The following is a 14,846-nucleotide window of genomic DNA, read 5'->3' as shown; positions in this document are numbered from 1 at the left end:
TGAGCAGACCTAAGGGCATCTGCGTGTGCGTGGCTTCATGCAGCGCAAGCTGCAAGCTCCCAAAAAGCATTCGAAACGAAAACGAGCTCCCGCCTTGTCTATCTACTGATTGCTGTAGCGCCACCCAGCAGCAATAAATCCAGTTTTTCATTAGCCCCGGTCTGAGATTTTCAGCCTGGTTCTCCATCCTCATTACTTGCTCTGATAGTGTGCTGCATGTGTTATATTCGGCTCAAACATTGAGCTGAATGATGGGCTGGGTCGGCTCATTATTGAAACCCTGGCACGTTGAATGAGGAAATAATGGAACCATTTTGGATTTGGCAACAAGCTGATTGGGGTCGTCTCAGAAAACGGAAAATAAAGCACGTTAAGCCGATTGCAGAGGGCGCAGCGGCCTGAACTTGCCCGTGCCGATCTTGGCGCTGCTGCGCCAGAGGTAATCGCCGGTCAGATTGATGTGCTCCCAGCCCAGCGGCGACAGGTATTGCAACAGCGCCTCATCGACGGCATGGCCGTTACCGCGCAGCGCATGCGTCGCACGCTCCAGGTAGACCGTGTTCCACAGCACAACGGCCGCCGTCACCAGGTTAAGGCCGCTGGCCCGGTAGCGCTGCTGCTCAAAGCTGCGGTCACGGATTTCGCCCAGCCGGTTGAAGAACACGGCACGGGCGAGCGCGTTGCGGGCTTCGCCCTTGTTCAACCCGGCATGCACGCGGCGGCGCAGCTCGACGCTTTGCAACCAGTCCAGGATGAACAACGTGCGCTCGATGCGCCCCAGCTCACGCAACGCCACGGCCAAGCCGTTCTGGCGCGGGTAACTGCCGAGTTTGCGCAGCATCAGCGAGGCCGTCACCGTGCCCTGCTTGATCGACGTGGCCAACCGCAGGATTTCGTCCCAATGGGCGCGGACGTACTTGATGTTGAGCGTGCCGCCAATCATCGGCTTCAGAGCGTCATAGGCGGCTTCGCCCTTGGGGATGTAGAGCTTGGTGTCGCCCAGGTCGCGGATGCGCGGCGCGAAACGGAAGCCAAGCAGGTGCATCAGCGCAAAGACGTGATCGGTGAAGCCCGCCGTGTCGGTGTAGTGCTCCTCGATGCGTAGGTCGGACTCGTGGTACAGCAGGCCGTCGAGTACATAAGTCGAGTCGCGCACACCGACATTGACCACCTTGGTGTGGAAAGGCGCGTACTGGTCGGAGATGTGGGTGTAAAAAGTCCGCCCTGGGCTGCTGCCATATTTCGGGTTGATGTGGCCGGTACTCTGGGCCTTGCTTCCGGTTCGGAAGTTCTGGCCGTCCGACGATGATGTGGTGCCGTCGCCCCAATGCCCGGCGAAGGGATGCCGGAACTGCGCATTGACCAATTCGGCCAGCGCAGTCGAATAGGTTTCGTCGCGGGTATGCCAGGCTTGCAGCCAGGCGAGCTTGGCGTAGGTCGTGCCGGGGCAGGACTCGGCCATCTTGGTCAGGCCCAGGTTGATTGCGTCGGCCAGGATCGTCGTTAGCAGCAGATTCTTGTCCTTGGCCAAGTCCCCCGATTTCAGGTGCGTGAAGTGTCGGGTGAAGCCCGTCCACTCGTCGACTTCAAGCAGCAGTTCAGTGATCTTGACGTGCGGCAGAATCATGGCCGTCTGGTCGATCAGTGCCTGCGCGGTGTCGGGCACCGCTGCATCCAGCGGCGTGATTTTCAGGCCCGACTCGGTGATGATGGCGTCCGGCAGGTCGTTGGCCGCCGCCATCCGGTTGACCGTGGCGAGTTGAGCTTCCAGCAGCTCCAAGCGCTCGCTCAGGTACTGGTCGCAGTCGGTGGCCACGGCCAGCGGCAACGCGCTGGACTGCTTGAGGCTGACGAACTTCTCGGGCGGCACCAGGTAGTCCTCGAAGTCCTTGAACTGGCGTGAACCCTGCACCCAGATGTCACCCGAGCGCAGCGAGTTCTTGAGTTCCGACAGCGCGCACAGCTCGTAGTAGCGCCGGTCTATACCGGCATCGCTCATCACCAGTTTCTGCCAACGCGGCTTTATGAAACCGGTCGGTGCGTTGGCAGGCACTTTGCGTGCGTTGTCTGTGTTCATGCCGCGCAGCACCTCGATGGCATCGAGCACGTCCTTGGCGGCGGGCGCAGCCCGCAGCTTGAGCACGTTGAGGAATTCCGGCGCGTAGCGGCGCAAGGTGGCGTAGCTTTCGCCGATGCGGTGCAGGAAATCGAAGTCCTCGGGCTGTGCGAGTTTTTGCGCTTCAGTGACGCTCTCGGCGAAGGCATCCCAGGACATGACGGCCTCGATGGCGGCAAAGGGATCACGGCCCGATTGCTTGGCGTCGATCAGCGCCTGGCCGATGCGCCCGTACAGGCGTACTTTGGCATTGATTGCCTTGCCGGACGCCTGGAACTGCTGCTGATGCTTGTTCTTGGCGGCGTTGAACAGCTTGCCCAGGATGCGGTCATGCAGGTCGATGATTTCGTCGGTGACAGTAGCCATACCCTCGATGGCCAGCGCCACGAGTGTGGCGTAGCGTCGCTGCGGCTCAAACTTGGCCAAGTCGGCGGGCGTCATCTGACCGCCCTCGCGGGCGATCTTCAGCAGCCGGTTCTGGTGCACTGAGCGCTCGATGCCGACAGGCATATCGAGTGCCTGCCAGGCTTTGAGACGTTCGATGTGTTCGAGCATGTGGCGCGAATTCGGTTTGGCGGGCGACTGGCGCAGCCAGGCCAGCCAGGTCGTCTTGCCGTTATCGCGGCGTTTCAGCAGGTCGTCGAGGCGATGCCGGTGCCCGTTCGACAACGGTTCGGACAGGGCCTCGTAGATGCGCCGATTGGCACGAGTGATGGCCTCGGCACTCGCGCGCTCGATAGCATTGAGTGCGGGCAGAATGATGGACTGCCGCCGCAGATGTTCGATCAAGGCAGCTGCCAGCACGACGCCCTTGTCGGTCTGCATGGCCAGCTCGGTCAGCGTATGCACAGCCTGCCGGTAGTGGCTCATCGTGAAGGGCTGGAAGCCGAATACCGTTTGCAGCTCGACCAGGTGCTCGCGCCGGGTCTGTTCCCGCTGCCCGTATTCATCCCAGCTTTCAACCGCCACCTTGAGCTGATCCGCGACCAGCGTCAGCAGTGGCGGGAACGGCGGTTGATCGACGCCAAGAACGATGCCGGGGAAGCGCAGGTAACAGAGCTGAACTGCAAAGCCCAAACGGTTTGCAGGCCCGCGCCGCTGTCGGATGATCGAGAGGTCGGTATCGCTGAATGTGTAATGTCGGATCAGGTCGTCCTTGGACTCCGGCAACGCCAGCAGGCTTTCCCGCTCGGCGGCGGACAGGATTGAACGACGTGGCATATTTACTGATCCGTTCTCAAGTATTGATACAGGGTCTCCCGGCTGACGCCGAATTCACGGGCCAGCTTTGCCTTTTGCTCGCCAGCCTCGACACGTTGGCGCAGTTCGGCAACGCGCTCAGGCGACAGGGATTTCTTCCTGCCACGGTAGGCTCCGCGTTGCTTGGCCAGCGCAATACCTTCGCGCTGTCGCTCGCGGATCAGGGCGCGCTCGAACTCGGCAAACGCGCCCATCACCGACAACATCAGGTTCGCCATCGGCGAGTCCTCGCCGGTGAACGTCAGGCATTCCTTGACGAACTCGATGCGCACCCCGCGCTTAGTGAGCTTTTGCACCAGGCGGCGCAAGTCATCGAGGTTACGCGCCAGGCGATCCATGCTGTGCACCACCACGGTATCGCCTTCGCGCACGAAGGTGAGCAGCGCTTCGAGTTCCGGCCGCTGGGTGTCTTTGCCCGATGCCTTGTCGGTGAACACCTTGTCCACCTGGACCTGCTCAAGCTGACGGTCCGGGTTCTGATCGAAGCTACTGACCCGTACGTACCCGATGCGTTGATCTTTCAAGGATGTCTCCTGCGCAATGTGTCAGGAAAGAATCTATAAGCCTTAGCTCTATGTGTCAATAAATATTCATTAACACTCTATCCTGACGCATTTCGACTACGGCACTTGACGACAAGTTAGGGTATAGCTCAACCGGACAATTCGCCTTCGGCGGTTGCACCTCTTTGGATTACAACTGCCAAAAGCAAGCAGACGGCTCCGGCAGAAATTGTCACATCAGCGAGGTTGAAGGCGGGCCAGTGCGCGAGCCGCCAATGGAAGTCCAGGAAATCCACGACTTGTCCACGCAACACGCGATCCGCGACATTGCCGAGCGCACCACCAAGGATCAGGCTGTAGCCCGCCGCTTCGAGACGTGGCCGTTGCTGGCGCAGCATGCGTCCCAGCCAAACAGAAACGACCAGACCCAGCGCAATGAAGAAATAGCGTTGCCAGCCGCCAGCGCTGGCTAGAAAGCTAAATGCTGCGCCGGGATTCAGAACATAGACCAGGTTGAAGAATGGGGTGATTTCGACCTGTTCACCGTAGGCGAACGCGCGGGTGATGGCGAACTTCGCGAGCTGATCGATCATGACCGCACCGGCGGCCACCGCGTACCAGACCCAAACTGATGTGCGGCGAGCTGATTGCCACATAGGGGCGGCCAGTGGTATCAACCACCCGGCGAGCGCCGTGCAACTCAATCCAAGTCCCCATCCCGCGAGCACGTCAGCAGGGAAGTGCATGCCGGCTGCGATTCGTGACCAACCGACCAGCATGGCGTACAGCATTAAACCGAGACGACCACGGCGTCCCATCAAAGGCCAGAGCGCGCCGACCACCAGCGCGGTATAGGTGGAGTGTCCGCTGGGCAGGCTGTAGTGACGCTCGATGTTTCCGATCACGCTCACCATGTCGCCAAGGACGGCAGGCGGGCGTGGAAAGTCGAGCCAGAGCTTCAAGACGGTGGCGACCAGTAAAGCCAGCAAGAAGGCCACGCTAAAACCAATGAGGCGGTGCAAAACGACCGCGCCACGCGCCGGGTTGGTGGCCGACTTCGACCACCACCACAGACCCAGCATCGTCAGCGGCGCCGTCCAGTAACTTCCCACGAGGCTGAAGAACCACGCCAGCGGCCCCAGCGCGGCAGGCGTACCCGTGTTGATGGCTTGGAACAACGCGATGTTCAGGCCACCCCAGTCATAGAGAAAGAATTTCCAGCTCATCGGCGCAGCAGCCTCAAGCCATTGCCAACGACGAGCAAGCTGGCCCCCATATCAGCAAACACAGCCATCCACATAGTCGCTTGACCCGTGAAGGTAAGCACCAGAAATACTGCCTTGATGCCAAGGGCCAGCACGATGTTTTGCATCAGCACCTGCGCCGTCGCACGCGACAGGCGCACGAACGTCGGTATCTTGCACAGGTCATCGTCCATCAGCGCCACGTCGGCCGTCTCGATGGCGGTGTCCGTGCCAGCAGCTCCCATTGCAAAGCCAATGTCCGCTCGTGCCAAGGCCGGTGAATCATTGATGCCATCGCCAACCATGCCGACCTTGCCGCTTCGGGCCAATTGCTCAACTTCGCGCAGTTTGTCGTCTGGAAGCAGATTGCCTTCTGCACGGTCGATCCCGGCTTGTGCGGCAATGGCCTTTGCCGTGTGAGGGTTGTCGCCGGTCAGCATCATGGTGTTGATACCCATTGCATGCAACTCGGCGATGGCTCTCCTGCTACTGTCCTTGATGGTGTCCGCTACGGCGAATAAGGCATGAACCTCCTTTGCGCCGACCAACATCACGACAGTTTTACCTACGGTTTCCAGCGCCGCGATGCGCTGTTCCAGTTCTGGTGTGCATTGCCCCAACTCTTCGAGCATCCGGTGGTTGCCAAGATGGTAGACCTCACCGTTGATTTGGCCTTGCACACCCCGACCGGGCAGCGCATTGAATTCGGCCACTTCGAGCAAGGCAACCCCGTCCGTCTGCGCGGCCTGTGCCACCGCTTTGGATACAGGATGGTCTGAGCGGGCCGCCAGACTGGCAGCGATGCTGCGACTATCCGAGGCGAGCGCATTGCCCCATGCGACAAAATCGGTTTGTGCTGGCTTGCCGTGCGTGATCGTGCCGGTCTTGTCCAGTGCCAGCCAGCGCAGCTTGCGGCCTTCTTCCAGATAGACGCCGCCCTTGATGAGAATGCCGTGGCGTGCAGCGGCGGCCAAGCCGCTGACAATGCTGACCGGTGTAGAGATCACGAGTGCGCACGGGCAGGCGACAACCAGCAGAACCAATGCACGGTAAATCCAGTCGAGCCATGCCGCACCCATGAACAGCGGCGGCAGCAACGCGACGGCGATGGCAACGCCGAATACAACGGGGGTGTACCAGCGGGCGAACTGATCGACAAAACGTTGAGTCGGCGCGCGACTCCCCTGAGCGGCCTCTACCGCGTGAATGATGCGGGCCAGTGTGGAGTGACTGGCCACGGCGGTGACGCGGTACTCGAATGAACCGGATTCGTTGATGGTGCCAGCGAACACCGAATCACCGGGGGCTTTCTCGACCGGGAGGCTTTCGCCGGTAATCGGTGCTTGGTTGACGGTGGAGAAGCCTTCCACGACCTGCCCATCCAGCGCAATGCGTTCGCCCGGTCTGACCCGAACCCGGCTTCCAATGGCGACCTGTTTAGCGTTCACTTCGCACCATGTACCGTCCGGCTGCTGTACGGTCGCCTGTTCTGGCGCGAGATCAAGCAGGCCACGGATGGCGTTGCGAGCGCGATCCAGCGACTTAGCTTCAATCACTTCGGCCAGCGCGAAGAGCACCATCACCATCGCCGCTTCGGGCCAGTGGCCGATGAACATGGCACCTGTGACAGCAATCGACATCAGGGCGTTCATGTTGAGGTTACGGTTCTTGAGCGCGATCCAGCCCTTCTTGTAGGTGGACAGGCCTCCCGTCAAGACCGCTACAAGCGCCAGAATGACGACCGACCAATGATTGCCGTTGTGGAACCAGTAGACCGCTTCGGCCGCTGATGCGGCGATGAGGGAAATACCGAGTGGCCACCAGTTGGTCTGCGTTGTCACAGGGGACGCCGATGGCGACGCGGCCATGGCCTTGTCCTCGACCTGCGCCTCGAATCCGAGCGCTTGTAGTGCCACAAGCACATCCGGCAGAACCCCGTCAGCATGGCGTACCGACAACGTGCGCTGCATCAGGTTGAAATCGAGACCGGTAACCCCGGCCACGGTGCCGAGCTTGTTGCGGATCAATGCTTCCTCTGTCGGACAATCCATCTTGGCAATGGACAGCTTGGTTGTCTGCCCAGCCGACGCCTCATCCATGCGCACAGCTTGCATGCCGATGGCCTTCAGTGCCTGTTCAACGGGAGACAGCGAAGGCAATTCGTGCTGCACGGTCAAGGTACGCTGCATCAGGTTGAACTCAAGACCAACCACACCCGCCAGCCCAACCAGCTTGCCTCGGATCAGCGCCTCTTCCGTGGGGCAATCCATGTTCTCGATGCGGTACACCGCTTGAGCCGATCCGGTTGTCGGCGGGGCTTGTGTCGTGGGTTGCATGATCGGCCCAGCCGAGCAGCCACACGCCTTTGAAGCGCATTCACTCATGGATAACTCCTTCAAATCTTCTGTACAACCTCCATTAAAAACTCTATAGTTACTATAGAGTCAAGTGATAAATGGAGATTGAGGCATGGAAATCAGAATTGGCGATCTAGCCAAGCGCTCTGGGTGCGAGGTCGTGACCATCCGCTACTACGAAAAGGAAGGGCTGCTGCCAAAGCCAGCGCGAAGCGGTGGCAACTTTCGGTTGTACAGCGATGTGCACATCGAGCGTTTGCAGTTCATTCGTCATTGCCGTTCGCTTGACATGACGCTGAGCGAAATCAGGATACTGCTGGGCCTACGAGATAACCCTGCTCAGGACTGCGGCGACGTCAATACACTACTGGATGCCCATATTCGTCAGACCGAAGATCGCGTCGAAGCGCTGTTGCAATTGAAGCGGCACTTGCTCTCGCTGCGTGAAAAATGCTCGGGCGCTCGACGAATAGAGGCATGTGGCATCTTGCAAGGTTTATCAGATTGCAATCATCCGGGATGCAACGCATAGCATGAGTTGTTTCGCACGCCGACATTGGCCTGCGATTTTGGATTCGTGAGCGGCCTGCCTAATTGGCATCGGAGAAGGTCGTGCGGCTGACTTCTGATATTCCGTGCAGTCGTCTTCTGAAAATGACAGTGCTCCTACTACAGATAGAATTAAAGGCCCACGCCGAGCTGGCATGGGCTCTCAGCATTAGATCAGGAAATCTTCCAGAGCCTTGCCAGCCGCAACAGCCTCTGCGATAGCCTTGGGCATGCGACCTTGACCCGTCCAGGTCTTCTCCTGACCGTCTTCGATGTATTTGTATTTTGCAGGACGAGGAGCGCGTTTGGCTTTGTTGGCTGAACCATCAGCTTTCGCTGGAGCCGCAGTGCCAACCAGCTCACTCGGATCTATGCCCGCTTGTTTCAGCAGCTCGGTAAACTCAGCCAGTTTTTGCAGGCGTTCAGCTGACTCTTCTCTCAGTTTGGTCTCTTGCTGTTCACGCTCAGCAAAAATTTCTTCGAATTTTTCCCTAACTTCGACTAACTGCTCAAATGACAGCTCACGCAGTGCAGCTCGCAGGCTGCGAATATTCAGCAGTGTTTTCAAAAAATCGTTCATTGATAGCCTCATGTATCACATTTTTATATCAGGAAAATTATCTCTCAATCCCAGCATCAGCTCCACTATTTTTGGCACCAAGATGATTCGAAAATTAGCATCTTTTAAAAATCGTGAGCTAAATTGTGTTTGGATCTGCTTAGTAGCCTAGTTCCAATCTGCTATGAAACTATGTAGCTAAAAATTAAATCTAGGTAGTAGTGAGCGTAGAGACCACCTCACCAGATGAGCCGATGAAGGATCTTGATCGGCTCACGAAATGAGCCGATCAACGAATATGATCGGCTCATAGTATGAGTCGATGATACCAATATGGTATTTCACTCAATCTGGGTTGTGAGGGGATTTACTTTTCTTATTCAACTAAACACGCCCAAATGTGTCTGGGTTTGCAGCCTCATAGTCATCGTCAAACATATGAGCCCCGCGATGCATCTCCCTCACTGTTGCGAGTGTACCGAAAAAACACATTTCACACAGATGCACCTGATACCGCTCACCATCGTGACGGGAACCATAACCAAAATCCGCCGATAACGAGCCGTATTGGTTGGTTCCAACAGTTGTTTTTGTACTACAACCACAGGTATCACAGAGAATGTCAACAATCTGTTCTGTTGGTACAATTTCTTTTACGAGCATGCAAAGCCCCTTAAGTAATAAGTTATGAAATCTATAATATTCTTCTGTGGTGGATATAGGAATAACCTGTGCAGGTTGGATATCATAGATGTCACCTGTATTGAACAGTTATTTGACATTTTGCTTTTGGATATCTTTGCACTCAAATTTTGGAGGTGTTTTCCAACCTGTAACGCGCCCGCTGCGTTTGTTGATCCTGCGGTATTCATTCCCCAACAGGATTTCCCATTCAGAGCCGTTCTCCGATAGAACCTGAAATGTCATTCCACGCTCAATGCCTAAACCTGGCTCAGTACAGATCAACTCGGTCATCAGCCTTCCTCAATGCAGGGGCATTCTGTTGTTAATCTTCCACTCAAAACGACAGTTTGGGGTAGGATAGCTCATGAGAGATCGTATTTGTACATTGAGGAATGCTACATATGCCCTATGCAACCTATCATCCTAGTAGTGACACAGCTAATGCAAACTTTCTCCTGGAAGCCCTTGGTATTCCTCGTGACCCACTAGGAGCACATCAATGGATCGTGGCTGGCGTAGCACCGGACACAGTATATCAGCTCGCTGAATTGATGAAGACGGATTTGGTGACGGTTTGCCAATGGGCTGGTATTAGCCGGGGTACACTGGCCCGCAAACTGCGGATTGCAGCCCCCCTATCAATATCGCAGGGTGCTAGGGTATACGGAGTTGCACAGGCCCTCGATGCGGTACTCGTCTTCCACAGGAACGATACCGTCAAGACACTGTCGTGGTTAAACCGCACGGCCTGGGGCCTTGGTGGCGTAGCTCCAGCCACATTGCTGACTACACAGATGGGGGTTAAGGCAGTTATCGATCTTGTGGGACGAATTCAGCATGGGGTTTGCATATAAGCAATAAGTCGGGGGGCTGTGAGGATAAAACCAGCTCAGCTGGTTAAACTTCAACCAAACAGAATGATTTTCAAAATTTTTTCACATCCCCCACTTGAAAAATTCGGGAAACTGTCCATTTACTAATTATGAGAGCTATAAATAAATTTTTTCCGTTTCAACATTCCGCTGCTGCGCAGCGAAGAGAAACCAGTTTTTACTACCCCTACAAATTGTTTTTATTAAATCAATGAAATTCAAAGAACTCTGATAAATTAAATTCCATTAACTTGGCTTAAGACATCAATGCTTCATCACTTAGTAATAAATTATATGCCTATATACAGAAAACAGAAAACAGCAAACAGCAAACAGCAAACAGCAAACAGCAAACAGCAAACAGCAAACAGCAAACAGCAAACAGCAAACAGCAAACAGCAAACAGCAAACAGCAAACAGCAAACAGCAAACAGCAAACAGCAATGTAACCTCAGTTAAGATGTGGTTATATTCGCCCTGTAGGGCGGAAATAAAAAACGTGCTTTTGAAAAAATGATAGCTTTACCTATGCAAGCACTTCTCTGCTAGCATTCGCAGCCCATGAACAAATCGCATACTGGCGTGACTGTAACGCCGCCCTAACCCTCCCTCTGCGGCCTGACTCTGGTTGTCACAACCGGAGCGATTCATTGGCGAAGGCGAATGGAAGGTCAGAAAACATGGCGCGGAGAAGCGGCGAGTCTGGCGCAAGTTGCATCTGGCGGTTGACCCGGTGACCCACGATATCGTGGCGGCGGAAGTCTCGCTGGAAAATGTCCATGATGCCGAGGTGTTGCCCACCTTGCTCAACCCTCTGCGGCGTAAGCTGGGACATGTTTATGCGGATGGCGCCTATGACAGCAAAGCCAGCCATCAGCTTATCTCGCGCAAAGGGGCGACAGCCTGTATCCCGCCTCGCAAGAGCGCGGGGTTATGGAAAAAGGGACACCCAAGAAATGACGCTGTGCTTGTGATGCGCAAGGAAGGGCTGGCGCACTGGAAGAAGATATCGGGGTATCACCGTCGCTCGCTGGCAGAGACGGCGATGTATCGGTTCAAGCAGTTGCTGGCGGGGAAAATCAGTCTGCGTAACTACAACGGCCAAGTGGGAGAAGTCATGGCGTATGTCAGCGCCATAAACAAGCTGAATACCCTTGGCCTACCTGTCAGAAAGCCCCGAGTGTAGCGGTCACCAGGGGCTGGGGAAGTCATGACTTGATGGCTGATTTGGGAAACAACGCCTTGAAACGATCTCTATGAATCCTACAAGGCTATGGCCATGCCATTACCAACAATTATCGTAGTGATTTGAATTCATCATACCGCGACTAGGATGTCCTTTCATCATCCCGCGATCTGGATCATAACCGCCAATGGCTACAAGTTTGCTACGCATTTCTGAGCGGGCGGCATAAAGCTTCGCGTTGAGCTCCCCTATTTCTCTAATGAGTGATTGTGCTTTTTCTGTATTCTGGGATGCCCCACCGTAGGTCAGGCTGTCAAATTCTGCTTGTTTCATAATGAGTTGTTGTTGTAATGGCAATGTTGTTTTTTCATACTCACTGTAAACTTTATTAACCGAGATCTGTTGTTCCGGGGTCATGCTCTGGTATCCGTTTATTGGTCCCTGAGCATTAGCACTTCCATATATTCCCAATGTAGAAATAGTTCCTAGCGTGAGCGCTACCATCAACACTTTGGTTGTATGAATGATTCTCATAAAAATTACTCCTTTTAAGTTAGCCACAAAGAACTTCCTATACTTCACTTCCTCAACAATCTATCTATTGAATACGACCAGTAATCTGGCTCTGATAACCACAACAACGTCCATCCACATGGCCAGTAACAGAAAACACCAAAAATATCGCATTGATATAAAAAGCGAGCACTATATTATACGTCAGTATCTGTGCTGATGTGTGTGACAGGCGCACAAATGCTGGAGTTTTCTCAACAGAGCGGTCTGATCACTGACGGTGAGGTCGGTAGGCGCAGTAAGTAGAACCATAGCTATTCGAGATCGTGGTAAGCAATAACACCAGCCAGAAAGCCACGTTAAAACCAATAAGGCGATGCCAAACAGCCGGGCCACGCGCCGAGGTGGTGGCCGACTTCGACCACCACCACAGATTCAACAGCATCGGCGGTGCTGTCCAGTAACTTCCCACGAGGCTAAAGAACCATACCAGTGGCTCCAGCTCATCGGCGCAACAGCCTTAAGCCGTTGCCAACAACGAGCAAGCTGGCCCCCATGTCGGCGAACACTGCCATCCACATGGTCGCGTGTCCGGTGAAGGTCAGCGCCAGAAACACAGCCTTGATGCCCAAGGCCAGCACAATGTTTTGCATCAGCACCTGCGCCGTCGCACGCGACAGGCGCACGAAGGTTGGAATCTTGCGCAGGTCATCGTCCATCAGGGCCACGTCGGCGGTCTCAATGGCGGTATCTGTGCCCGCCGCCCCCATGGCAAAGCCAATGTCTGCACGCGCCAAGGCCGGTGCGTCGTTGATGCCATCCCCGACCATGCCAACCTTGCCGTTTCTGGACAATTGCTCCACTTCGCGCAGTTTGTCGTCGGGCAGTTGGTTGCCTTGGGCACGGTCAATGCCAGCTTGGGCGGCAATGGCCTGTGCCGTGTGGGGGTTATCGCCAGTCAGCATCACTGTGTTGATACCCAATGCATGCAGCTCGGCGATAGCGCTCTTGCTGCTGTCCTTGATGGTGTCCGCAACGGCGAATAAGGCATGTACCCCTTTTGCGCCTACTAACATCACGACGGTTTTGCCAGCGGTTTCCAGCACAGTGATGCGTTGCTCCAGTTCTGTTGTGCACTGCCCCAGCTCTTCGAGCATCCGATGGTTGCCCAGGTAGTAAGTCTCGCCGTTGATTTGTCCTTGCACACCCCGACCGGGCAACGCGCTGAACTCGGCCACGTCGAGCAAGGCAACCCCATCCCTCTGCGCAGCTTGCGCCACCGCTTTGGATACAGGATGATCGGAGCGGGCCGCCAAACTGGCAGCGATGCTGCGGCTGTCTGAGGCGAGCGCATTGCCCCATGGGGCAAAATCGGTCTGAGCGGGCTTGCCGTGCGTGATCGTGCCGGTCTTGTCCAGAGCCAGCCAGCGCAGCTTGCAGCCTTCTTCCAGATAGACACCGCCCTTGACGAGAATGCCGTGACGGGCAGCGGCAGCCAAACCGCTGACGATGCTGACCGGCGTGGAAATCACCAAGGCGCATGGGCAGGCGACTACCAGTAGAACTAGTGCACGGTAAATCCAGTCTATCCATGCCGCGCCCATGAGAAGCGGGGGCAGCAGTGCGACGGCGATGGCTAGGGCGAACACAAGCGGCGTGTACCAGCGGGCGAACTGATCGACAAAACGCTGGGTAGGTGCACGGCTACCTTGCGCAGCCTCTACCGCGTGAATGATGCGGGCCAAAGTGGAATTTCCGGCCACGGCAGTGACACTGTACTCGAAGGAACCGGATTCGTTGATCGTACCCGCGAACACCTGATCACCAGGAGATTTCTCGACCGGGAGGCTTTCGCCCGTGATCGGGGCTTGGTTGACTGTGGAGCGTCCGTCTAGCACCTCGCCATCGAGCGCGATGCGCTCACCCGGCTTGACCCGGACTCGGCTGCCAATGCCGATTTGCTGGGCGCTCACCTCGCGCCATGTGCCGTCAGCCTGTTGCACCGTGGCCTGTTCCGGGGTCAGGTCGAGCAACCCACGGATGGCGTTACGGGCGCGATCCAATGACTTGGCCTCGATCACCTCGGCCAGCGCGAACAGTACCATCACCATCGCCGCTTCGGGCCAGTGGCCGATCAACATAGCACCCGTGACTGCAATCGACATCAGGGCGTTCATGTTGAGATTACGGTTCTTGAGCGCGATCCACCCCTTCTTGTAGGTGGAGAGGCCTCCCGTGAAGATCGCGACGAGCGCCAGAACGACGACCGACCAGTGATTGCCGTTTTGGAGCCAGTAGACCACCTCGGCCGCCGATGCAGTGAAGAAGGAGATGCCAAGCGGCCACCAGTTGGTCGGTGTGTTCACAGGAGCGGTCGATGGTGATGAGGCCTCACTCGTGTCCATAACCTGAGCCTCAAAGCCGAGCGCTTGCAGCGCTGCGAGCACATCCGGCAGAGCCTGGTCAGCATGGCGTACCGACAGCGTCCGCTGCATAAGATTGAAATCGAGATCGCCAACCCCGACCACGGTGCCGAGCTTGTTGCGGATCAATGCTTCTTCCGTCGGACAATCCATCTTGGCAATGGACAGTTTGGTCATCTGCCCGGCTGACGCCACATCCATGCGCACGGCCCGCATGCCTATGGCCTTCAACGCCTGCTCAACGGGAGACAACGAAGGTAATTCGTGCCGCACGGCCAAGGTACGCTGCATCAGGTTGAACTCAAGACCTGTCACCCCCGCCAGCCCGGCCAGCTTGCTTCGAATCAGCGCCTCTTCGGTCGGGCAATCCATGTTATCGATGCGGTACACTGCTTGAGCCGCTCCTGTTGTCACTGGGGATTTCGTCGTAGTTTGGATTATTGACCCAGTCGAGCAGCCACATCCCTTTGAATCGCATTTACTCATGGATAACTCCATCAAATCGTCTGTACAGACCCCATTAAAAACTCTATAGTTGCTATAGAGTCAAGTGGTAATTGGGAGATTGGGTTATGACAAT

11 protein-coding genes and 1 pseudogene are annotated in these 14,846 nt (G+C 56.0%); 3 read left to right on the top strand and 9 right to left on the bottom strand.

All coding sequences use genetic code 11. From position 1 onward, the window contains the following. Window positions 1-370 precede the first annotated feature (370 nt). The 4 genes from G113_RS05900 to G113_RS05885 form a co-directional block, all read right to left on the bottom strand. Window positions 371-3,337, bottom strand: a complete 2,967-nt coding sequence (locus tag G113_RS05900) for a Tn3 family transposase (RefSeq protein ID WP_005895546.1) — start codon at window positions 3,335-3,337, stop codon at window positions 371-373. A gap of 2 nt (window positions 3,338-3,339) precedes the next feature. Continuing rightward, window positions 3,340-3,900, bottom strand: coding sequence for a recombinase family protein (locus G113_RS05895; RefSeq protein WP_005895542.1), 561 nt, complete (start codon window positions 3,898-3,900; stop codon window positions 3,340-3,342). Between the two features lie 128 nt (window positions 3,901-4,028). Next, window positions 4,029-5,105: a signal peptidase II gene (lspA, locus tag G113_RS05890; protein WP_005895539.1), complete on the bottom strand. Its 1,077-nt coding sequence runs from the start codon at window positions 5,103-5,105 to the stop codon at window positions 4,029-4,031. After that, window positions 5,102-7,507, bottom strand: a complete 2,406-nt coding sequence (locus G113_RS05885; protein WP_005895536.1) for a heavy metal translocating P-type ATPase — start codon at window positions 7,505-7,507, stop codon at window positions 5,102-5,104. Before G113_RS05885 ends, lspA begins: the two co-directional genes overlap by 4 nt. An 85-nt stretch (window positions 7,508-7,592) precedes the next feature. On the opposite strand from G113_RS05885, the gene cadR reads away from it, so the two are divergent. Next, window positions 7,593-8,012, top strand: coding sequence for a Cd(II)/Pb(II)-responsive transcriptional regulator (cadR, locus tag G113_RS05880; RefSeq protein WP_005303894.1), 420 nt, complete (start codon window positions 7,593-7,595; stop codon window positions 8,010-8,012). Between the two features lie 186 nt (window positions 8,013-8,198). On the opposite strand, the gene G113_RS05875 is transcribed toward cadR, so the two are convergent. The 3 genes from G113_RS05875 to G113_RS05870 form a co-directional block, all read right to left on the bottom strand. Beyond that, window positions 8,199-8,609, bottom strand: a complete 411-nt coding sequence (locus G113_RS05875) for an H-NS family histone-like protein (RefSeq protein ID WP_005895529.1) — start codon at window positions 8,607-8,609, stop codon at window positions 8,199-8,201. A 363-nt stretch (window positions 8,610-8,972) separates the two neighbouring features. Continuing rightward, a complete protein-coding gene (locus G113_RS20435; RefSeq protein WP_083940356.1) occupies window positions 8,973-9,251 on the bottom strand; it encodes a hypothetical protein in 279 nt (92 codons plus the stop codon). 108 nt (window positions 9,252-9,359) lie between these two features. Continuing rightward, window positions 9,360-9,563: a hypothetical protein gene (locus G113_RS05870; protein WP_005895526.1), complete on the bottom strand. Its 204-nt coding sequence runs from the start codon at window positions 9,561-9,563 to the stop codon at window positions 9,360-9,362. Window positions 9,564-9,664: 101 nt separating this feature from the next. Between G113_RS05870 and G113_RS05865 the strand changes: the two genes are divergently transcribed. Further along, window positions 9,665-10,126 carry an antitoxin Xre/MbcA/ParS toxin-binding domain-containing protein gene (locus tag G113_RS05865; RefSeq protein WP_330216941.1) on the top strand — a complete coding sequence of 154 codons (462 nt, stop codon included), beginning with the start codon at window positions 9,665-9,667 and terminating at the stop codon, window positions 10,124-10,126. Window positions 10,127-10,787: 661 nt separating this feature from the next. Next, window positions 10,788-11,330, top strand: a pseudogene (locus tag G113_RS20425) (IS5 family transposase); the annotation flags it as partial. 99 nt (window positions 11,331-11,429) lie between these two features. Here the strand turns inward: G113_RS20425 and G113_RS05850 are convergent. Together G113_RS05850 and G113_RS05845 are read right to left on the bottom strand one after the other, a co-directional pair. After that, window positions 11,430-11,864 (bottom strand): hypothetical protein, encoded by a 435-nt coding sequence (locus G113_RS05850; protein ID WP_005895517.1) that lies wholly within the window; start codon window positions 11,862-11,864, stop codon window positions 11,430-11,432. 482 nt (window positions 11,865-12,346) lie between these two features. Further along, window positions 12,347-14,752 carry a heavy metal translocating P-type ATPase gene (locus G113_RS05845; protein WP_005895514.1) on the bottom strand — a complete coding sequence of 802 codons (2,406 nt, stop codon included), beginning with the start codon at window positions 14,750-14,752 and terminating at the stop codon, window positions 12,347-12,349. Window positions 14,753-14,846 lie beyond the last annotated feature (94 nt).

Origin of the sequence: Aeromonas molluscorum 848, from assembly GCF_000388115.1 — a bacterium.
In the GTDB taxonomy this organism is placed as follows: domain Bacteria; phylum Pseudomonadota; class Gammaproteobacteria; order Enterobacterales; family Aeromonadaceae; genus Aeromonas; species Aeromonas molluscorum.
The sequence above is the reverse complement of the archived record's forward strand: the minus strand, read 5'-3'. Positions and strand labels throughout refer to the sequence as shown.